15 protein-coding genes are annotated in these 22,944 nt (G+C 39.3%); 9 read left to right on the top strand and 6 right to left on the bottom strand.

What is annotated here, in order from left to right; genetic code table 11:
* Positions 1 to 2 precede the first annotated feature (2 nt).
* Positions 3 to 614 (top strand): class I SAM-dependent DNA methyltransferase, encoded by a 612-nt coding sequence (locus tag GQF63_RS11660; protein ID WP_160369410.1) that lies wholly within the window; start codon positions 3 to 5, stop codon positions 612 to 614.
* On the opposite strand, the gene GQF63_RS11655 is transcribed toward GQF63_RS11660, so the two are convergent.
* On the bottom strand, positions 604 to 1,818 hold the full coding sequence (locus GQF63_RS11655; protein ID WP_160369409.1) for an MFS transporter: 1,215 nt from the start codon (positions 1,816 to 1,818) through the stop codon (positions 604 to 606). The two genes, GQF63_RS11660 and GQF63_RS11655, sit on opposite strands and share 11 nt — an antisense overlap.
* 240 nt (positions 1,819 to 2,058) lie before the next feature.
* Here GQF63_RS11655 and GQF63_RS11650 point away from each other — a divergent pair, with 240 nt between their 5' ends.
* Genes GQF63_RS11650 through GQF63_RS11640 form a run of 3 tightly spaced genes read left to right on the top strand, consistent with a single transcriptional unit; the run spans position 2,059 to position 5,573 of the window.
* A complete protein-coding gene (locus GQF63_RS11650; protein WP_160369408.1) occupies positions 2,059 to 2,790 on the top strand; it encodes a sterol desaturase family protein in 732 nt (243 codons plus the stop codon).
* Positions 2,791 to 4,677, top strand: a complete 1,887-nt coding sequence (locus tag GQF63_RS11645; RefSeq protein WP_160369407.1) for a beta-ketoacyl-ACP synthase III — start codon at positions 2,791 to 2,793, stop codon at positions 4,675 to 4,677.
* An 11-nt stretch (positions 4,678 to 4,688) separates the two neighbouring features.
* Positions 4,689 to 5,573 carry a DUF6999 family protein gene (locus GQF63_RS11640; protein WP_160369406.1) on the top strand — a complete coding sequence of 295 codons (885 nt, stop codon included), beginning with the start codon at positions 4,689 to 4,691 and terminating at the stop codon, positions 5,571 to 5,573.
* A 28-nt stretch (positions 5,574 to 5,601) separates the two neighbouring features.
* On the opposite strand, the gene GQF63_RS11635 is transcribed toward GQF63_RS11640, so the two are convergent.
* Genes GQF63_RS11635 through GQF63_RS11620 form a run of 4 tightly spaced genes read right to left on the bottom strand, consistent with a single transcriptional unit; the run spans position 5,602 to position 11,883 of the window.
* A complete protein-coding gene (locus tag GQF63_RS11635) occupies positions 5,602 to 6,462 on the bottom strand; it encodes a DUF7281 domain-containing protein (protein WP_160369405.1) in 861 nt (286 codons plus the stop codon).
* Positions 6,452 to 10,126: an ATP-binding protein gene (locus tag GQF63_RS11630; protein ID WP_160369404.1), complete on the bottom strand. Its 3,675-nt coding sequence runs from the start codon at positions 10,124 to 10,126 to the stop codon at positions 6,452 to 6,454. Before GQF63_RS11630 ends, GQF63_RS11635 begins: the two co-directional genes overlap by 11 nt.
* On the bottom strand, positions 10,110 to 10,682 hold the full coding sequence (locus tag GQF63_RS11625) for a condensin complex protein MksE (RefSeq protein WP_212592558.1): 573 nt from the start codon (positions 10,680 to 10,682) through the stop codon (positions 10,110 to 10,112). Before GQF63_RS11625 ends, GQF63_RS11630 begins: the two co-directional genes overlap by 17 nt.
* A 1-nt stretch (position 10,683) precedes the next feature.
* Positions 10,684 to 11,883 carry a hypothetical protein gene (locus GQF63_RS11620; RefSeq protein WP_160369403.1) on the bottom strand — a complete coding sequence of 400 codons (1,200 nt, stop codon included), beginning with the start codon at positions 11,881 to 11,883 and terminating at the stop codon, positions 10,684 to 10,686.
* Between the two features lie 195 nt (positions 11,884 to 12,078).
* Between GQF63_RS11620 and GQF63_RS11615 the strand changes: the two genes are divergently transcribed.
* From GQF63_RS11615 to GQF63_RS11595, 5 genes are read left to right on the top strand one after another with little or no spacing between them, the layout of a single operon-like run.
* Positions 12,079 to 15,285 (top strand): SusC/RagA family TonB-linked outer membrane protein, encoded by a 3,207-nt coding sequence (locus GQF63_RS11615; RefSeq protein ID WP_160369402.1) that lies wholly within the window; start codon positions 12,079 to 12,081, stop codon positions 15,283 to 15,285.
* Positions 15,286 to 15,295: 10 nt separating this feature from the next.
* Positions 15,296 to 16,999 carry a RagB/SusD family nutrient uptake outer membrane protein gene (locus GQF63_RS11610; RefSeq protein WP_160369401.1) on the top strand — a complete coding sequence of 568 codons (1,704 nt, stop codon included), beginning with the start codon at positions 15,296 to 15,298 and terminating at the stop codon, positions 16,997 to 16,999.
* Position 17,000: 1 nt separating this feature from the next.
* A complete protein-coding gene (locus GQF63_RS11605; protein WP_160369400.1) occupies positions 17,001 to 18,917 on the top strand; it encodes a heparinase II/III domain-containing protein in 1,917 nt (638 codons plus the stop codon).
* 7 nt (positions 18,918 to 18,924) lie between these two features.
* On the top strand, positions 18,925 to 20,199 hold the full coding sequence (locus tag GQF63_RS11600; RefSeq protein ID WP_160369399.1) for a DUF2264 domain-containing protein: 1,275 nt from the start codon (positions 18,925 to 18,927) through the stop codon (positions 20,197 to 20,199).
* A 9-nt stretch (positions 20,200 to 20,208) separates the two neighbouring features.
* Positions 20,209 to 21,471, top strand: coding sequence for a glycoside hydrolase family 88 protein (locus GQF63_RS11595; RefSeq protein WP_212592557.1), 1,263 nt, complete (start codon positions 20,209 to 20,211; stop codon positions 21,469 to 21,471).
* A 38-nt stretch (positions 21,472 to 21,509) separates the two neighbouring features.
* Here the strand turns inward: GQF63_RS11595 and GQF63_RS11590 are convergent, their stop codons facing one another.
* Positions 21,510 to 22,940, bottom strand: a complete 1,431-nt coding sequence (locus GQF63_RS11590) for a redoxin family protein (protein WP_160369398.1) — start codon at positions 22,938 to 22,940, stop codon at positions 21,510 to 21,512.
* Positions 22,941 to 22,944 lie beyond the last annotated feature (4 nt).

The following is a 22,944-nucleotide window of genomic DNA, read 5'->3' as shown; positions in this document are numbered from 1 at the left end:
CTATGGCTGAAAAAAAGAATATATTTAATACCTACAATAAGATTGCCGATTGGTTTGCGGAGAACCGCTCGACACATTTGATGGAAGAAGCCTATCTTCAGGATATAATCCAACGTATCCCTGCCGATGGGCATCTCTTGGATATAGGCTGTGGAACCGGACTTCCCATTTACGGATATTTTTATGAAAAAGGCTATAGCATTAAAGGTGTCGATGCCAGCGTAGAGATGTTAAGGCATGCGCATGCTAACTTTCCTGATGGAGATTTCGTGCAAGCCGATATGCGTTTATTAAGTCTACCCGAGCAATTCGACGCCCTACTAGCCTGGCATAGTTTCTTCCACCTGCCTGCTGAAGATCAGCGGGAGATGTTTCCTATATTTCGAAAACATCTCAAGGATGATGGCATATTGTTGTTTACTACTGGTCCTGCGGAATCTGAAGCATGGGCCGATAATGCTGGAGAACTGCTGTACCATGCCTCATTAGCGGAACAAGACTATAAAAGCCTGCTCGCCGAAAACGGCTTCCAAATCCTGAAGCATCAGGTGGAAGATCCAAGCTGTGGCGGAGCAACCGTATGGCTAGCGCAGTATAAATCCGCTATTCGCTAGGTTTATATCCAATTTTCTTCATATCGGGTAGAAAATAAGCTACCACACCCAATAAAGGAAGGTAAGAACATACCAAATAAATTACTTCTAAAGAAGTTTGATCGGCAAACCAACCAAGTATGGCCGCCCCTAAGCCCCCCATTCCAAAGGCAAAACCGTAAAACAGCCCCGATACCATACCTATTTTCTTAGGTAGTAATTCTTGAGCATAGACCAAGATGGAAGGAAACGCTGAAGCCATAATTAACCCGATAACAGAAACCAAGATTCCTGTCCAGAATTCATTGGCATAGGGCAGCAACATGGTAAAAGGCGCACAACCTAATACGGATAACCAGATGATGTATTTCCGACCGATAATATCGCCTAAAAACCCGCCAAACAAAGTACCTAGTGCAATGGCTATTAGGAAGTAAAACAGATAAACCTGTGCTGAAATCTCGGATATCGCGAATTTATCCATTAAGTAAAATTGTAGGTAGCTGGTAATGCTTGCTACATATACATATTTAGAAAAAATAAGAATCAACAGCACGATAATAGCTCCTACGATTCTTCCTTGTGATAAATCGGGCAATTGAATTGCTTTCTTCGCCTGGGTTCTGGAATAGGCCAATACCTGAACATACCACCTAGCGATATAGCCAAGAATAAGCTGTGCTATCAATACCACGGCAATGAACCAAAGGATACTGAGCTGACCTTTCGGCAAGACCACCCAGGCCATTAATAAAGGAGCTAAGGCTGTTCCCGTATTCCCGCCGATCTGGAAGATGGACTGGGCAAAGCTACGCTTACCACCGGAGGATAAATAGGCAACCCGTGAAGATTCCGGGTGAAAGATCGATGAACCTATCCCCACCATCGTCACAGCAAATAATACCGCGTAGTAGCTATGGGCAACCGATAAAGCGATGATGCCGACAAAAGAAAACAACATCCCGATAATTTGGGAATAAGGCTGCGGATGCTTATCGGTATAATGTCCGACAACCGGTTGTAATAAGGAAGAAGCTAATTGAAAACAAAAAGTAATGACACCAATCTGCGCGAATGTTAAGTGGAAATTCTCCTTCAATAAGGGGTAAGATGCAGGAATAACAGCTTGCACCAGGTCGTTGGCGAGATGTGCAAAACAGATGGCAATCAGAATGGGATATGATGTTTTATCGGGTTGATAAGTCGCAGCTTTTTTAAAAATCATGACGCTAGTAGATCGTTTCTAAGATATTAATGACCTACACGAAAAGTAGGCCGGCAGCAAATGTAAAGCTTAATTTGAACTAAACGAATTCTATAGCTAGGAATTCCCGCATAATGCAGCTTAGTAAACTGAATTTTACAATAGAAAAGTAAATCGAACGTTATTAGCATAGTTCGTATCCTAAGCTATGCTATGAAGTAAGCTGGCATACGAATTGCGAGAATTAGTTAAAACCTGTGCATGAACCAATTTATTGAAAAAGCCTTTCATCTCGTTTTATCACAATGGTATTATACTAGCCTTTTCTTTTTTCTATTTTTCAGTCTATTATATTTTTTAGGTGCCTTTTTAACCGAATGGATTATCAACAGGAAGAATCCACCCTTAGCTAAAATCGTGCTGGCCGAAAAACAGGGACAGCGGAGAAAGGAAGTCCTGAATTCATTAAGCTCCATCTTAGTCTTTAGCTTGCAAGCTATTGCATTTCAATATTTGTTTGCAAAGGGAATATTTAAAGTTGCTTTTGATCAACCATGGGCCTGCATCTTGGAAATACCGGTTTTGTTTCTATGGAATGAGCTACACTTCTACGCCATGCATTGGCTTTTACACCGCAGATGGCTTTTGAGGCATGTCCACCGGGTACACCATTGGTCAGTAGAGCCCAGCGCCTATTCCATTTACAGTTTCCATTGGTTTGAAGCCTTTCTATTGGGCACTGTAATCTTCTTTCCTTTGTTTTTCCATACCTTCCAGGCCTATTCATTGCTCAGCTTACCATTGCTTAGTGTGATAGTCAACTTGTTAGGCCATTGCAATCATGAGCTAAGCGAGGCCAATAATCCGGCGGCTTTTTCTAAATATACCTTTCGGCATAGCATGCATCATAAATATGGCAAAGGCAACTTTGGTTTTATGCTTCCTTGGCTAGACCAACTATTTGGCACACAACTCCCTAAGAAAAATACATAAATGAGAAAAGAATTACGGACAGTCTATATTAATGCAATAGGAGCACATTTACCCAATGAACCTATTGACAATACGGAAATGGAAGATTTCCTCGGCCTTATTGGCGGTAAACCATCGCGAAGCAAAGAGCGTATGCTGCAGCAAAACGGAATAAAAACACGTTATTATGCCTTAAATAAGCAACAAGAGGCTACAGACTCTGTTTCAGGCATGGCAGCTAAGGCTATAACAGATTGCCTAGAGAAAGCCAAGCTTGCTAAATCGCAAATAGACTTTCTTGCGGCCGGTACTACGCAGGCCGACTTGCCCGTCCCTGGCTTTGCCAGCATGCTGCATGGGGAAAGTAAGCTGCCTGTATGTGATATTGCCTCCCATCAAAGTGTGTGTGCCGCTGGAATTATGGCCTTAAAGAATGCCTTTCTACATATTCAATCCGGCGAGCATCAGCATGCTCTTTCTTGTGCCGCCGATATGCCTAGTCGCATGTTCAAGGCTTCCCGATTTGCCCATCAAGCCCATATACAGGAAAAAGGACTTCCCTTGGATACTGATTTCCTCCGTTGGATGCTCTCCGATGGTGCTGGCGCCATGTACCTAGCTGATACGCCAAATAGCAAAGGCTTATCCCTACAAATCGAATGGATTGAGGTAAAATCTTATGCCAACAGCTTTGAACCCTGTATGTATGCTGGTGCCAATAAAGCAAAAGATGGAAGCATAAAAACAAGTTGGCTCGATTATCCTTCTTTTTCCGAAGCGGATGCAGATGCTGCCATTAACTTAAAACAAGACATCAAACTGGTGAATAATACGGTGAGTTTGGGTGTGCAGCACTTCTTCCAATTGATTGAAGCTGGGAAAATTAATCCGAAATCTTTAGATTGGTTAGTGTGCCATTATTCCTCCGAATACTTTAAAAAGCCCATTGTGGATCTTTTAGCAAAAGGCGGCCTCCATATCGAAGATGAAAAATGGTTTACCAATTTACACAGTAAAGGCAATACTGGATCGGCTTCTATTTACATTATGCTGGAAGAACTCTTATACAGCGGCAAATTAAAAGCCGGCGATGAAATTGTTTGTATGGTTCCAGAGAGTGGCCGATTTATCACCAGCTTCGTCAAATTAAAGGTGGTCAGTGGCCGGCCCGAAACCAGACAACATGCCATTTCTAAAACCGATGAAATCCTTGCCCCTTCCATTCACATTGATAATAAACCTATCCAGGAAAAATTAGTGCGCGAGTTGACCGATATCTGGGTAGATTTCGAACTTGCCCTTCGTAATACTGAAATTATCGACCGTATCTATAAAGGCAGCATTACCCTGGAAGATTATAAATTACTGCTGTTAAACTTAAGACAGCAAGTTATCGATGGTTCGCAATGGATAGCACGTGCAGCATCTAATGTTAGCATGGATTATTTTGACATCAGGTCCTCTTTTATTTCCCATTCTCGCGATGAACATAAAGACTATCAGATTCTGGAGAAAAACTTCATCAACTGTGGTGGAAAGCAAGAAGACCTTTATCAAACACCGAAGAATATCGGTAGTGAGGCTCTTTCAGCTTACATGTTTCATAAGGCCAGCCAACCGAATCCCTTTGATCTATTAGGAGGAATGTTTATTATTGAGGGCTTAGGAAACCGATTGGCTGGAAAATGGGGCCGTGCCATTCAAGAGGAACTCGGATTAGCGAATGACCAAGTATCCTTCTTCACCTACCATGAAACAAGCGATAGCAACGACAATCATTTCGAACGCTTTGAAAAAGCCCTAAACTCCGATCTATTAACAGAGGACATGGCCAATAAGGTAGCAAAAACGGCGAAGGTGGTCGCCCGATTATATCAACTGCAACTAGCCGAGCTAGGAAACTATTAAATTAGAAGAATATGATTCACAATAGCTCATATTTCGAAAACCTCGAGAATAACCCAAGGGATCCCAGTCATTGGCATGCCCTATTTTTGGATAATTCTGTTCCCTTTCATAAAGATGCCAAAGCGGCCTTTTTATTTGATTCCAACCGCAAGAGCAAGCAGTTTTTATTGCCCTTTCTCCGGGTCTTTGGCAGGTTGACAATTATTATTCTGCAAATATTTAAGGCCATTGCGCCGAATTTGATAAATGCTCCCAAAACCTTACACCGCTTTCTTTATTGGGGCATGAAGTACTGGGTAAGTCCGGAGGCTAACTTTTTAATTTTACGCCATTTCTATTTAGGTTCCGAGGTGCTACGCTTTATTAAAGATAATGTAGAGGGTGCGGAAGAAATACCGATGAATCCTTTAAAACCTCTTTCCTTTGAAGCCGTTAAAGACAATTTGTTTTTAGAGCACGATCTAAATCTCTATAATTTTATTATAAACCTGAACAAGGCCATTCAAGAACGTGGATTAAGTATTAAACCGGTGCTGGACCCTAATTTTCAAGCCATCGGTGCTCAGCCCATACCCTTTGAACCGTTTAGAGATAAATGGACGAATATGTTGGATCTTGCCTCCGCTATTGAAATCTTCACCCCGGTTTATCAATTCTTTTTAACGGATAATGACTTTTGGCGCGCCTCGAACTCCCTGCAGTTAGATGAGGTAATTGGGGTATATGCCGCCACGATTATGCAATGTCCGGAAAAGCTGGTGGCTTTAAACAATAAACATCCCATGATTCCCTTGCCTACTTATGGCGCGGGCTTCCGCTTAGTGCTTCATGGATTATCAACTGAGGTATTACACCACCTCATCAGTCAGGAAAAACAAAAGAAGCAAGCTGTATAAATTTTTCTGGGGTATTTTTTCATTCGGATTATGTTAATCCGATCAAAGCTTCTTGCTCTAACCCTTTTTTATATTGCTGTAAAAGTTTGACTAACTCTATTAATGCAGGCTCCCCTACCTCATTAACTTTATGGTTGAGCTTTTGTCGATCATAAAGTGCTGGATTTCCATAATTAGAAAGTAGCTGTTCCAAGTTTTGTGGAACAAAGAATGTAGCACGCTCTTTTAAGGTGTTTTTATATTCATTTAAATAGATATTGATTCCAGCATAATCAAAATCGCCATAATGGAGGTATTTATTTGGTATACCCTGCAGCCACTTTAGCAGGTCTTTATTCTGATTTTGAGGATAGCGACTTACAAAGAGTGGTGTAAGTCCTTCAAATAGGAATCGTTGCTGTGCAATGGTACTAAAGTTCTCTGAATTTTCTACATTCACGATGACTACTTCGGGGTTTGGAATAAAGGTTTCATAGCGATGGATAAATTGAAAAGTTCCATCAGTGGGATGAATTATAATTTCAAGCCCATCTAATAAACCAGGAATCGGCATAAAGCTATTGACCAAAAAGCCCTTAAAAGACCGCACAGCAATAAGTTTGGAATCTGAGGCACTCCGGGTTAAATCCGATCGGGAGACTTCCTGCTGTTGAAGCACTGCAACATAAGTTTCAAGATCTAGTATAGCAAAACGGACTCGCAGATAGCTATTTAACCCATTTACATCTGGGATATAAAGTAAACTTTTGGATCTTCCTTTTCGCTGATCTAGAATAATTCCTTCTTCTATAAATCCATTGACAAGAGAGAATCGCATGCTGCTAGCGGGCAATTGTTCACCCCTAGCCATGCGTAATAATTTAATAGCAAGAGCCAGACTAATTTTCATACGCTTGGTTGTTTGTTATTAATCTTTTCACCAAGGTTGCATGCGTTTTATCCTTACTCAACAAATAGGTATGTTTATAATCAATTGCATTATAAGAAGTTGGCGAACTATTAATGAGCACGATATTTCGGTCATTAGCGAATTTCAGGATGCCTTTCACATTATTCGGATGTAATTTTCCAATCTCATCCATCATACAATGCAACCGGAAGTCCTTGAATTTTTTAGAAGCATTTTCCTTAAATACATTCAACAACATGATATTGATCATAGCTTTCACAAGAACGTCAGTTCCTTCAGAGCCTACGTTTGTGAGTTTTTCTACCCAACCACTGTCATTATCATTTTCTACAATTTTAAATTGTAATTCAAAAGTATCAGAAAGGGTGACTTCATTTTGTTTCGATGCTGCAATTTCCAAAGCAAAGCTTCGAAGATAATTCACAGCCTTTTTATTGTTAAGCGTTGAATCTTCCTGACTAAATAAATTTGCAGTACCTAATGCAATCGCATATTCGTCATTGAAAAGACGAATATGTTGTAGTAGCGACACGATCTTGCTTGCACTAGGTGTCATTCTTAATTCAATGCCCTTAATTACTCCCGCAAAATTACGTTCCATAAAGTCACGGTTAATATCATTGATTACTTTATTAATAATTGCTTCTTTAGAGACCAATTCAGTAGTCTCCCTTCCAACCTGGAGTATTAAAGATGCAAAAAGCTCATTCGTTCTTCTTTCGTATTCATCTATTTTATTTTCTTCCAGAAATTCACTGAGGTTATCAGCAAAGTGAAGGTATTGCTGATCATCAACAAGAATTGTTTCAAATCCAAAAATATTACCTACGGAGAAATTACTAAGGAATCGATTAATATGACTTCGTAATTCCGTCATCCGGTTGTTTGATTCACTTATTTTTTCATAAATCGTTGCAATTATTTTTACCAGTCGAATTGGATCCGCCTCAACCATTATGATATTTGGCTCTTCATTTGCCAGGTTCAGGTAAAGATCAGATTTACAGAATTCTTCAAACGCCGTTAGGTCTTCCCTAGTCTCCCGAAGTTTAAGCTCAAGGGATGAAATTTGATTTTGCAACACAGACAGCGATTCTTGGAGTCTGGACTTTGCAATGACATGACTTTCTTTTTCAGTAGCGAGTTTTCCCGTAGCTATTTTTCTTTTTGCTTTAAACTCATCAACCAGATCAAATAATTCCCTTTTATCTTTATTGTATTCTGCTACCCGATCTCTATTTGCCTCGATGTAATTTAATTCTGTTTCAATCTGAAGAATTTCAGTATCTATTTCCTTCAGTCGCTCCACCTCTGCTCCTTCCTGATGTAGATCCTTATTTTGTTGTTCCTCAATTTTAATTCTGCGAAGGGCCACCTGTTGCTTTTCTGCAGCAATAGATTCATCAGATTGATTTAGAAGGTTAGCGAGTCGTTGATCCTCTTCTTGTAGTTTACTTTTTAACTCTCGCTTTCGTTCCTCCTGTTGCCTTGTTTTATTGTTTTTGGTAGCCTTCCATTCTTCTTGAGCTTGTACTTTTTCTTGTTCCGCTTCAAACTTTCGCTTGTTCAGATCATCTAGAATTTGACTCTTCTTAGATTCAGCTTTTCGCTTCCATTCTTCCTGACTCAGTACTGCCTGTTTCTGTTTTTGGATAAATTTTGTTTCGTTATACTCTCCTATACCAATTTCTTCTTTTAGTTGTTTAATCTGAGGCTGATATTTTTTGCTAATTTTATCTATTTCTTTGTTTTCCTGTTCTTCAAGATTAGTGATGGAAGCTTGATGTTTTGCAATTTCTGCATAACAAGTCTTAATTTCCTGTTCATAATCGGCTATTGTTTTAATACGAAGCGGTAATTGCGCTAAATTAAGTTCAACACCAAACAGAAGGTGTCCATTGGCATCCACTGATTTCGGGGATAATTCAGAATTAAAAAGAATAGATTGCTGATTAATTACCTTACCAATATTTTCTTCCCATCCCGGTTTGTTGTTGTGCAACCATTCATAAAATGAATTACTACTTCTGCTAATTATCGACTCATTTTCGTCGATTATGGATTTTTCACCAGCTATCCGTTGGTCAAGTTCGGCCTTTTGCGCAGCATAACTCATTTGCACTTCTTTTTCATCCATTGCCCAACTTTTCTGTAATGATTCAATCTGTGCCCGACTATTGTTTCTGAAATTTTTAATAGCTATAAGTTCTTGATCTGCATGTTTGATCACCTGTTCGACTTCATTTAACTCATCTTCATACCAACGTTTCACCTTTGCTACAGCAGTTTCTAATGTAATCTGATGAATGATCTCTTGAATGGATGTTTCTTTTATATCGGCATTTTCCTTTAAAACAGCCAACTCCATATCCATTTCTTTTAAAATTTTATCAAACTGATCTTTAATTTTGTCTTTCCTCTGGTTGGTCTCTGCATTTAATGTGTTATTTTCCCTCTCCCTCTCATTGATGAACATTTGCAATTGATTGTCGAGCTGTTGTAACAAGGCTTTATATTTATCAGTGATTTCCTGATAACGAAATGAAAGTAAATGACGTTCGGCTTCCATGCTATGTTTTTTAGTTTCCCAAACAGCCTTTTTAGACACTCGATCTATTATGCTATTGATGTCCAATCGCTGATAGAGTTCATTCTTTATTTTGGCATCCGATAACCTATCGTCCATCAATGTTATTTCTTTATTAATCTTATTTATCCTCTCTTGAAACTTATCATTTGCTTCCCTAACTTTTTTCTCAGCCTGAGCTTGTTTTCCTTGTAGTTGCTCAAGCTCCTTTAATAAAAATGGATGAGCTTGCTCAATCTGGCTATGAATAGCAATCAAATTTTGAAAAAGTTCATATTTTTCTTTCGTCAAAAAGTTAACTGTTCTCCTGAGTTTTGCAATATTACTCGCAAGCATGCGAACAAGGACTTCCCCAGACCTGTTTTGTTCCGACCATTTACCTATGTCATTAAGTTGCTGTTCAAAATTCTTAAGATGAAGAGCATACTGATCTAAATCTATCCGGATGTCCTCCTCATTCAGCGACATAATAATCGTTTGTTTAATAAACTCCGCTTCTAGTTTAGAATTTAAAAAGACATTTTGAATCGTGCGTGGAAGATTCTGATAGGATCGACTTTCGATGAGGGCATATTTCCGGAACACAGCATCAAGTCCTTTATTATTACCATAAATTATATCCCGATATTCTTCATAACGGTCAACTTTTCGACTGTATGAGGTATGCGAAGCGAATGTATTGCGCAACTGATCCCACAGCATTGCCCTATGGTCCTCCCCGATGTAATTTTCCTTATGATATGCTGAATTTATAAACCTGAAGGCAGCTCTGCCTTGAGATTTAAATAACAAAACACAGAAGGGACCATTTTCTGTTAGAACTTCATATATTATATAAGAGTTGGCATGCGGTAGATAATAATCATCAAAAGTTCGCTTACTTTTTTCGATGCCCAGTTTTATTTTATCTGCATTATAGAAAAAGAGAATGGCCCGCAAACAGGTACTCTTACCTACACCTTGAGTTCCAATAAAGTGCACATTTCCAGAGAGGCCTATTTCTGCATAAGCAATACTGGCACTATTTATAAAAATAATTTTATTCAGGTATCTCATGCTGTATATCTTCTGGTATATCTATAGCTGAAACTAGGTTTTCTAAGTAAGCGAAGGAAGCCAATGTTTTGTATTCTTGAGATATATCGTTTTCAAGCTCGATAAAATTATCCCTTTCTAACATATCTAAAATTTTCGCCAAGATTTCAGCATACTTATCCTTGCCGGTTGTATATTTTCTTAAACTTTCAAGTTTACTTTTGAGATCCGCGTCTACACCAAGCCTTACCAATATATCAGCCATCCGAAAACGCATCCCTGAACCAAAGCCATGGTCGAAAGTTTTTAAAAAGTCTAATATATCAATCCATTTCATTGCAATTTCGAGCTTACGTTCAATTTCAGCACGGTATTCGGATCTTACAAAGTGATAATATTCATTTCCTTCTTCCAATAACATATTAATTCCAAGAAAATAGGTTCTATAGGCATCAAAATCTTCATTGATGGCTAAGTAAAGTTTTCGGATATGTTCTTTGGTACTATTTGAGCAAATGAACTGACCCTTACTCAAAATTTCGAAAACATTAGCAGATTGTTTAGGTATTACACTCATATTAAGCAGGATATATAAGTAAATATTCTGTTCCAGATTTTACATGGTATCGATCCGTAAATCTAAAAAAGTTATCGTATTGTGAAACAAGTTGGCAATAGACGGTTACTCTTTCTTCAAATTCCACTTGCATTCCAAAATCATAGCTTTGCAAAAATTCGAATAAATTATTACTCCCCGCGAGAAAGTTATTTTTTACTTCTTCCAGATTAATTTGAGGAACTTGCTCAACCTCTGAATCCAAATACGCACTTAAATTAGTTTCAGCAATCGACTGTTTTATTCTAATACCAGATAGATGCTTGGCACGGATTTTTTTAATCAAATCTAAACAGGTATCATCATTTTGAAGCTGTTCAATGGATAGCTTCAACGAATAAACCGGATTGGGCTCAAAAAGTAATGGGTTTTCCCTTCGCAAAACATCCAAAATATTGGTTTTAGTCCGTAGTTCAAATTGGTCTTTCAGATATATTAGCTGCCGAATTTTTTCTACCAAGATATTTTGTGCACGAAGTCGATTTAAATATTCTATAATCTGCTTCTGACTATCGATAAGGTTGTGTCGACAGGCATTAAGCTGACTTTTTAAATATAGAATGATTTGTTGGAGTTGCTCATCTGTTGCTACTTTAAAAAAAGTCTGCTCTTCATCTCCTGAAATTAGTTTCTCGGTAAGATTAATTAAATTGAATATATCATTCCGTTTACTATCCAGATTCTCCAGTTTAGACTTTTTGATTTTATAATTAGGTTCATTTTTAAACGTATTATCGATGTTTCGTTTTAAATCGACAACATTACGAATAGCAATTACACCTATTTTTCGAAGCGCATTCTTAATTTGTCTTAGATAGTTGTATCGCCTGTAATCATTATTTTCTTGCAGGTAATACAAAATATTATGGCGGATAGCTTGTATGTTTTCATTAATAAATGAGACGTTTATCTCTTCGTTAACCTCTAGAATCTGTTCAAAGAATTGTAAAAATTGATCATCCAATTCTAAAAATGCCCCATTCTCTCGAAGAACATTATACTCCAACAGCAAGCGAAGTTTATCCTCATTATAATCCAATACCTCCAGAGCGTCATCATACCTATAGGCAAATAGCTTCCTCTTTTCAAAGATTTCGCTTATAAGCTTCTGTTCTCGACTTAAGGTGGCCAGTAATTGCTTTATGGAAGTAAATGATTTCAAATCGCATACAGTTATGACCTAAAATAACAATTTATCAACACAAATGGCTAATCGACTGTCTTTAAACAGAATAATTAAAGGATACAATGGTATTATAGGCTGCCCAAACGCAAAGAAATCGTTTTCGTGATTATTTCATTACTCCAGAAGATTATCCCCTAATTTAGATACCGGCTAATAACAAAACCTATATAAATGAATAATAACCTTACTCACCCATCCTATGGAGTGAGGACGATTACCCCACGCGTAAGTTGGTCCTTACTCCTGTCGCTATGCTTTGCTAGTGTTATTCAAGTTCAAGGGAATACCTTAAAAGAAGCGCCTACAATTCGGATAGAATCCAACCTGCAGCACACCGTTCGCGGGAAAGTAACTTCCACAGATGGCACGCCCATTTCCGGAGCAACTGTTTCTGTGAAAGGGACGGCTATCAGCACGAAAACCAATGATGATGGCACTTTCCAGCTTTCTGGCGTAACAAGCAATGCATTGTTAACTGTTAGTTACATTGGCTATCAAACGTTGGAAATTCAAGCATCCACTACGGGCAGTATGAACATTCGCCTTGAGGCAGGCTCGACAGATTTAGAAGCTGTTGTAGTTGTTGGTTTCGGTACCCAGAAAAAGGAAAACCTCACAGGAGCCGTGGCTTCCATTCAAATGACAGACGTGGTGGAAAGCCGACCAATTACTTCCCTATCTGCCGGCCTATCGGGTCAAGCACCAGGATTATCTGTTACACAAGGTTCTGGTAGACCAGGTGCTGATGGTGGTACTTTACGAGTTCGCGGTCAAGGAACGTTGAACAATGCGAATCCACTTGTCGTTATTGATGGTGTTGTAGGCGATATGAACTTGATCAACCCCCAGGACGTAGAGAGCATCTCCGTGTTAAAAGATGCGGCTTCGGCCTCCATTTATGGATCAAGAGCAGCCAATGGAGTTATCTTGATTACCACAAAACGTGGTAAGAACGATCAGTTTAAAGTGATCTACAACAATTACTTTTCTTCACAACAGCCTTCGAATGTCATGACCATGATTTCTAATTATGCAGATTACATGGAATTGGTAAACGAAGGTTACAAAAATGGAGATCCCAATGCCAAAATGATATTTTCCCAAGAGAAAATAGACCTTTGGCGAGCCAATGAAAATGGCGATCCCTTGCAATATCCGAATGTGGATTGGGTAGAAGCATTATTCCAAAATAAAATTTCACAGAACCACAACCTTTCCTTTACGGGAGGTAGCGAGAAAATAAGATTCTTCGGATCCTATGGGCTATTGGATAACCCCGGCATTGTAGAACGTGCAACCTATAAGCGTCATACTGCAAGGGTAAATCTAGAAGCTGATTTAAAACCTTGGCTAACTTTAGGCGCCAATATCAATGGTGTCGTTTCAAAAACTGAAATAGGAACGAACTTGATCAATGATGTTTTCTTATATGCAGCTGCGAGTACGCCTGGTATGGTTTTACGAGCACCAGATGGCCGTTTTGGTTCACCTAATAATCCTGAGGACGATCCCCAATCAAACAACATTCTACATCGATTATATAGCTCAAAAGGAGATATCAATAAGAACCGCGTTGTCAGCAGATTCTTTGCAAAATTAAAACCGATTAAAGGCTTAACCATGGAAGGTTCTTATACTTATACGTATAATGATGATTTCATTTATTCTCAACCTGTATTTAATGATCGTTGGAATTTTCTGACTAATACAGTAGCTACAGCGGGAACTGGAAGATCCTCTGTATCCAACACCTCAGTGAAATCCTTCCGCTATTACATGGATGGAATTGCTAAATATGAAAATTCTGCTGTTGACAACCGCCTACAATATGAAGTTATGGTGGGTGCCAGCCAGGAGCTATTAAAGGACGGTTGGTTCTCGGCTTCTAAGCTTGATTTGGTTGACCCTTCTTTAACTGTGCTAAATGCCGCAACCATGGATGCCTCAGCCTCCGGAAATACAACTGATTGGGCCATGCGTTCCTTTTTCGGTCGGATAAACCTTTCCTGGGATGATAAGTACTTATTAGAGGCGAATTTGCGGACAGATGGCTCGTCCCGCTTTGCGTCGGGCAAAAGCAGATGGGGAACATTTCCATCAGCTTCCGTAGGTTGGAAAATCTCCTCGGAAGAATTTTATAGTGCCGAATGGATGCCAACGTTAAAATTAAGAGCTTCTTATGGTTCTTTAGGAAATAACGGTACCATTGATGATATTTTTTATTATAACTCAGGCATCAATAACTACGAGTATCAAGCACTTTATAACTCTGCTAATTACATCCTCAACAATCAACTCTATGTTGGTTTCGCTCAAACAGTGTTAAGCAATAGTTTATTAACTTGGGAAAGTACCAATGTGTTAAACTTCGGATTGGATTTCGATTTATTAGGTCATAAAATCGGTGGATCTATTGATGTATTCGATAAAACAACCAATAATATCCTCATTAATCTTCCCGCACCTTTAGTAGTTGGTGATGCGTCTATTCCCCGTACTAATGCTGCAAAAGTAAGAAACCGTGGTATAGAAACCAACCTATCCTATCGCGACAAGATTGGCGACGATTTCAACTTCAATATTGGTGGAAATTTCACCTTTATCGATAATAAAGTGATTAAGTTTAAAGGAAAAGATCGCTCTATATCCGGTTCTAACTTGTTACAGGAAGGCTATGCCATCAATACCCAATATATTTTACTCGCTGATCGGATTATCCAAACAGATGCCGACCTGCAATTAGTAGAAGATATGGTAAACAATGCACCAGTCGACCCAAACACCAACAATAAACTTAACCCATTTGCTGCTTTCGGAAATCCTAAAAAGGGCGATATTTTATATAAGGACAGCAATGGCGATGGTATCCTAAATGATGAAGATCGGGTTGCTGTAGGACATGGTACAGCGCCACGCATCACCTATGGCTTTAACATAGGATTTGATTATAAAGGCATCGATTTCAATGTATTCCTGCAAGGAGCCGCCGGCAATAAAGTAATTTATTCCGACATCCACTACACTCCAACGGTTCGTTGGGGCTATCAATTGAATAAGGAAATCATCGATGGGCGCTGGACGGAAGGTCGTACTGATGCTTCCTTTCCAAGGTTATTGCCTTATACAGATTCTAAAAACACACGTGCTAGTGATTTCTGGTTACAAAACAAAGCCTATATGCGTGTGAAAAACATCCAACTAGGATACACCATCCCGAACCATTTAACTCAACGCTTTGCCGTACAAAACTTGCGATTATTCGGATCATTGGAAAACTTCTGGACCGTTACTGACTACAAAGGATTCGATCCGGAAGTAAGTGGAACAAACTACCCTACAATGAAACAAGTGGTTTTTGGCCTTGGATTAACCTTTTAATTAGCACATCATGAAAAAGATATCATTATTATATATAGCCGCTTGTATAGGACTTAGCTCTTGCTACAAGCTCGATACAGTTCCTTACAGCCAAGTAAGTGCAAATAGCTTTTGGCAAAATGAAGATCAAGCCCTAGCTGGAATTCTAGGCGTTTACAACGATTTAAAAAAGGAAAACACCTTTGGATTACAATTCAGCTACGATATGCTGACCGATATTGGCTTAGGCTATGATCCTCCTGGATTTGGAGAAATAATTAGCGGAACTTTCACCGACCGAACAGGTATGGTGGTTTCGCGTTGGAAAAGTGGTTTTGATATGATTCAACGCGCCAATCATGCTATCGCGCAAATCCAAAAAATGAGTATTCCTGATGATAAAAAGAATGTATTTATCGGGGAAGCTAAGTTCTTGCGCGCACTGATGTACTTCCAGCTGAGTAACCTTTTTGGCGGTGTTCCGATTTACGATGAAACGGTGGATCTTAACGTAGAATTTGCAACCCTGATGAAGGAAAGGGCATCCTTAGCCGATGTACAGAAGTTCATTAAAGATGATCTTACCTATGCTATTCAAAACTTACCCGTGAAGTATGAGGATAAGTACTATGGTCGAATTACCAAAGGTGCTGCCTATGCCCTGCGTGGAAAGGTAAGTTTATATGAGAAAAAATGGACGGAAGCCATTGCGGATTTTGAAGAAATCGTCAATAATAAATCTAATAATTATGGTTATACCCTTGCGAATAACTATGCTTCCCTATTTACTATGGATGGCGACCAAAGTCCTGAAATGATCTTTGCAATCCAAAATATGGGCGGTATTGGCTTTAGCTATGGCATGCCAATGGCCTTTTACATGGGATCCAGATCAACATTTGGAAGTTGTTGGAACAATGTGATGCCTAGCACACGTTTCGCCGATAGTTTTGAAAATAAAGATGGATCTCCATTCTCTTGGAATGATTATTACCCTAACTACAACAGTGACAATGCGGTTAAAAAATCAGCTATGATGGCAACTCAAAACAATGGAACATTAACTCATGTTCCGGATACAGCCAAGTTACGTCAAATCTATACCAACCGTGATCCGCGCCTGAGGCAAAACCTAATCGTTCCTTATTCAGACTACCTTGGCTGGAATGCGAATAAAGAAAGAAATATGAAGCTTGTTCTAGCAACGGGCGTGAATGAAAACTTCGGACAGATTCGGAATAACCGAGGATGGTTGACCTATATGTGGCGCAAGTTTGTTCCGGAAGGCAACCTTAAAGGAGCTTTAACAGATCGAGCCCATACCCCAATTAACTTTCCAATTCTACGCTTAGCAGATGTGTTATTAATGCTTTCCGAGGCTTATAATGAAAATGGAGAATTGACTAAAGCAGTAACCGAGCTTAATAAAGTTAGAGCGCGCTCCAGCATGCCGGGCTTAAATTCAGGATCTCCGTTCCTTGTGGTCAGCAACAAAGTAGATATGCAGAAGCGTATTTCCCACGAACGCAAAGTGGAGCTTGGTGCCGAAGGACACCGCTATTTCGATTTAAAACGCTGGAATCAGCTAGAAATTGTTTCCAAAGATTATATAGAGAAAAGTATCGTAGGTGACAACCTTGTTACCCGTGGATACCAAACTCGTCACCAGTTATGGCCAATTCCAGGACAAGACATTGAAATGAATGCCGCCTTAACACAAAACCCGGGATGGTAATATGAAACGCTTAATCAACTTAACCCTACTGCTAATCCTAAATATTTCCACCTTTGCTGGTGGAAATACTTTTGAAGCTTTAGACCTGCTTATTAATAACTTCAGCAAAACTGATGTTAAAAACAGTTTGTTAGCCACTGATAAATGGGTTCCCTATCCAAAATATGCAGATAGAGCGGCTTGGAAAGAAATGACTGCCGATTTTTACCCGCAGCTCATTGCTAAAGGCGAAAAGTTATTAGACTACCAATGGCAAGTGGTGAAAGCCACAGATTATCTGGCATACGAGCGAAATGGATCTCGGGTAATTATGGAAAAGCCAATGGGTGAAAATGCCATGGCATTGAATGGCCTTCTAATGGCCGAACTCGCTGAAGGAAAAGGTCGGTTTTTAGATCAGATTATTAATGGGGTTTGGTATTTTACGGAAATGAGTACCTGGTCCCTATCTGCGCATGTGCCAGCGTTTCAATCCTCCAAAAGAACACTGCCACAAGCCGATACCCATGTAGTGGATCTTATGGCGGGCGATATGGGTTCTTTCCTTTCTTGGATACATTATTTCTTAAAAGCAGAAATGGATAAGGTAAATCCAGAAATCAGTAACCGTTTGAAAAGTAATATTGAGGGTCGCATCATTAACCCCTATATGAATAGAAATGATATGTGGTGGCAAGCCTTTGAACTATCTCCACAACAATTGGTAAACAATTGGAACCCTTGGTGTAATTTCAACGTACTTACTTGCATGCTTTTAATAGAGGATGATGAGGATAAAAAGATTGAAGGCATCTATAAAACAATGCGATCCGTTGACAAATTCATCAATTATGTAAAACAAGACGGCGCGTGTGAGGAAGGTCCTTCTTATTGGGGACATGCTGCTGGGAAGCTATACGATTACCTAGCTATTTTAGCGGAAGCAACGGGCAATAAAGTAAATCTATTTGATCAACCTGTAATTAAAAACATGGGCGAATACATAACTCAATCTTATATTGGTGGTGATTCTTGGGTTGTTAATTTTGCTGATGCCTCGGCAAAAGGTGCTGGTGATCCCCTATTGATTTACCGATATGGAACCGCTGTAAAAAGTAAAGAGATGCAACAATTTGCGAAATACCTGTTAGATAGGGAAACCAATAAGCTTTCCTTTTCTCGGGATATTTATCGCAACTTAGAAGACCTGCGTTTATTCCAGGCGGTTGAACAGGAATCAGCGGCATTGCCAACGAATCCGTATAAGTGGTATCCAGAAACCGAGTTCCTATATATCCGTGAAAAGGGATATTTCTTTGCTGCAAAAGGTGGTTTTAACAATGAAAGTCACAACCATAATGATGTAGGAAGTTTTATACTTTACCTTGAAGAACAACCTGTATTTATTGATGCAGGGGTTGGAACTTATAGCAAAAAGACCTTTAGTAAGGAGCGTTACGACATTTGGACTATGCAGAGTAATTACCATAATATTCCGCAAATCAATGGTATAGATCAGCAGTTTGGTGCTCAATTTAAAGCTAAGGATGTTAAATTCAATGCTAAGAAACAAGAGTTCAGCTTAGATATCGCACAGGCTTATCCGGCACCGGCAAACGTAAATTCATGGATTAGATCTTATAAGGCCGGTAATAATGGATTAATTGTTTCTGACGAGTTTTCTATTCAAAATCCAAACCATGCAAATATCATTCACTTTTTGCTAGCCAAAGAACCATCCCTCCAGAATGGTAAAATTCTGTTGAATAATGGAACACATTCACTAACTTATGATACTAAGCAATTCGATGTCAGTGTAGATGCTGTTGAACAAGATGACAACCGATTAAGCAAAGTTTGGGGTACTACTGTTTACAGGCTTTCCTTTAAAGCCAAAGATATCAAGGCTAAAGGAAAATACACGTTTAGCATTAAATAAGGCTCCTATGAAAAGAAGAACCTGGATACAACAGGCCAGTTTACTATTTACTGGATTAACTTTAGGTCATACAAATGCTGAAGGATCTCCTCAAAAAAAGAATGCACCAGGACTGGGAATGTCGGAAGAAACTAACGACCGGGTCTATTGGGTGAGTCTGATTAGCCAGATGGCAAAACCTATCTTATCCAATATTAGCCAAGGCACCTTACAAAAAAACATGCCAATGGTCGTCAGCGAATCCTTTGATGGCCGCAATCCGAAAGTAGGCTATTTGGAGGCCTTCGGTCGATTATTAGCAGGTATGGCACCTTGGCTAGCTTTGCCGGGCGATGAATCAGAAGAAGGTAAAACCCGCTCCCGTTTTTTAAGACAAGCCCAACAAGGGATAGCACATGCTGTTGACCCTACATCTGCTGATTATTTTGCCTGGCGCGATAAATCGAAGCAAACCCTAGTCGATGCCGCACACTTAGCTTTGGCTTTTCTAAGAGCTCCAAAGGCGCTTTGGGAACCCCTGTCAGTAAAAACAAAACAACAAGTAATCGAAGAGTTTAAATACATTCGATGGATTAAGCCCAATGAAAGTAATTGGCTTCTATTTGCGTCGATGTGCGAAACATTCCTTTACAGCATTGGAGAAGAACCTGACCGCCAAAAGATTGATTATGCAATCCAGAAGTTCGATCAAGATTGGTATGTAGGCGATGGCTGGTACAGTGATGGCGATCGATTTAGTTTTGATCATTACAACGGCTACGTGATCCATTGTATGCTGGTTGAAACGTTAAGACATAACCTTTCCGCAGGCGAAGCATACCAAGCACAGTTCGAGAGAGCTTATAAACGTATGCAACGCTATGCGCACCACCAAGAACGAATGATTTCGCCAGATGGCTATTACCCGATTATCGGTCGTAGTTCTACCTACAGAAATGCTGCATTCCAACCCTTGGCAGCAGTTGCTTTAGATAAAAAATTACCTGATGACTTAAAACCGGGGCAAGTTCGCGCAGCAATGACTGCTATGCTAAAACATATTTACAGTCCTAATATTTACGATAAACACGGCTGGTTGGTGTTAGGATTGACCTCCGCCGCGCAAGGTAATTTAGCAGATTCTTACACCAATGTTGGGTCTTTGTATGAAGCCTCCTTATCCTTCATCGCCTTAGGATTACCTGCGAATGATGAATTCTGGACTAGCAAACCGGAAAGATGGACGGCGCAAAAGGCCTTTTCCGGGGAGCAATTTCCCCGAGACTATTATGTAACCTATTAAAAACTAGAGATGAAAACACGATTTAACAAGCTCAAAGCATCATCGATAGCTGCCGCTGCTGCAGCAGTCCTATTTATGAATATGACACCCTATAAGCAGCCGGCCTTTATCGATGCAGCTTTCAAAAAAGCCGAAAAGCAATATCATTATTTAGCAAAAGAAGCCGATGTCTTGAAGAAATTTCCACGGACTACTGATAAAAACGGAAAGTTAAAAGGAACTGATGAATGGGATTGGACTGGCGGATTTTTCCCAGGATCACTCTGGTATATCTATCATCAAACAGCCAACGAGCAAACGAAAGCAGCAGCCATTAAATGGACTGAAGCTTTAGAAAAAGCAAAGGATCTAGACCAACATCACGACATCGGTTTTGTGATGTATTGTTCTTATGGAAATGCAATTAAGTACCTAAAAGACCCAGCAAAAATCAAAGAATATCAAGATATTATTGTCCATTCTTCAAACACCGCTTTACATCGCTATGATCCAAAGGTTGGTCTTATAAAATCTTGGAACGAAAAGAAATCCTGGGACGGTAAAACCCTTTGGAAATATCCGGTAATTATCGACAATATGATGAACCTGGAAATGCTGTGTTATGCTTCCGACTTAACGGGCGATCCGAAGTATAAAAAGGTAGCCATATCACATGCGGATCAAACCATGAAGAACCATTTCCGGCCAGATTATTCGACTTACCATGTGGTCGATTATGATAGCCAAGGCAATGCTATCCATAGGCAAACAAACCAAGGATTCGCAGATAACTCAACCTGGTCGAGAGGACAAGCTTGGGGCATTTATGGATTTACCATGATGTATCGGGAAACAAAAAAATCAGAATACCTCAAAACTGCGCAAAAGGCAGCGAAATATTATATCCAGCATCAAAACATGCCGCAGGACAATATTCCATACTGGGATTTTAATGCCCAGCAAGCAGGCTTTCAATCGGATGTTGATTTCTCTGGCCGCCAACTTTCTTACATCCCTCGAGATGCATCAGCAGCAGCTATTGTTGCCTCTGCATTGGTTGAATTAGCTGGCTTTTCGAAAGGAAAGGATAAAGAATTATTCCTAAACTTCGCGAAACAGACCTTAGAAACTCTATCAGAACCTGCCTATTTTGCGGATTACCAAAGCAATGGCGGATTTCTTTTGAAACACAGCGTGGGAAGTTTGCCACATAATTCAGAAGTTGATGGACCACTAACCTACGCCGATTATTATTACCTGGAAGCATTAACGAGGTTGAAAAAATGGAAATAAAATAAAAAGCCTGAAATGTAAATTTCAGGCTTTTTATTTTAGGACTCGAGGCCTTTTAGTAATTCTATTTTATAGCTTAGTTCATCTACAATATCTTTTACCACTGGCGAGCTTCCAGAAGCTTTATACCGTACTCTCCCCTTCTTATCAATTAAGATTTTAGTTGGAATACCTTTTATTTCATATTTTTCTACTAAAGCATCTTTGCTGGACATCTGATCATATAACACATGGAAAGAATAGTCTTTCTCTTTCATAAGCTTAGCTACACGATCTTTATAGTCGTCTCCACGTTCCCAAGTATTAATAAATAAAAACACTACATCCTTGTCGTCTTTATATTTATCTACTGCGGCCTGCATACCTGGAAAAGAATTAATACATGGACCACACCATGTTGCCCAGAAATCTAATACAATCACTTTCCCTGCGAAATCTGAGGACTTTACGACTTTGCCTTGCATATCCATCATCTCGAATGGAATAGCATCTTGGTCTACTAAAGCAGCCTTCCACTCACGCTGATTATCCTTCTCCTTTTTCTTCTCTACGCGCTCTTTATAACTAGCCCAACTAGATGTCGTGCTACCTAGCTGTTGGAATAGATTTGGCCCTTCTTGCTCTTGAACTTTGGTTAAATCTTTTTGCGAAAACTGATTATCTAATAGCAAGAAAGCATCAAAATAACGTTTTACACCTAACAAAGCTTTAAACTCTTCATCCTTTAGGTTTAATTTTTTTGATTCTATCATCGCTAATGCTTGATCCCACTTCTCTTGCGCTATCAATACCTGAGCATATAAGCCATATACTTGTTGTTCTGTACGGTTTGACTTACTTATTTCAGCGTTATAGTTTGCAACTACAGTTTCTAGTACTTGTTCTGCTTTATCATAATCCTGCGCCTCAAAATAATGATAGGCTAAATCATAATGATATTCTAAGAGCCGCGAAGCATCATTGACCTTTTGAATATAAGAATTCGCAATTTCAACTTCATCATTGGCCAAAAGTTTCTTGGCTACTTTCGCATAAGTTGAATTCAAGAAAGCTTCTTCTTTTAATAATCCCTTATGACGTTTTGTCCATTTGCTGAAGTCCTTTTTGAAGCTATCATAATCCAAATAATCATTCAACAAGATTCCTAATTCATCATTTGCGGCAAAACTGCTTTTAGGGAATAATTTTATAGCTTTCTCCTTGGCTAAATTACTTGTTTCTACGTCGCCTAAAAATCCAAAGATACTTCGTGCATGCAATATGTAATCCTGATTTTTAGTGTTCAACAAATGAGTAGCTTCCCATTTAATACTATCCTTTGCCAGTTCAGATCCGGAGGCCAATAATCTATTAACTCGATCCTGAACTTGCTTAAAAGTAAGATTTTCTTGTTTTGCTAGTTGCGCTTTTACCCCCTGCAAACCGATGAGGTTCAACGCTAAAAATGTTCCTAAATAGATTCTTTTCATAATC

Source organism: Sphingobacterium humi (genome assembly GCF_009768885.1).
Lineage (GTDB): Bacteria > Bacteroidota > Bacteroidia > Sphingobacteriales > Sphingobacteriaceae > Sphingobacterium > Sphingobacterium humi.
This window is presented reverse-complemented; position numbering and strand designations above follow the sequence as displayed.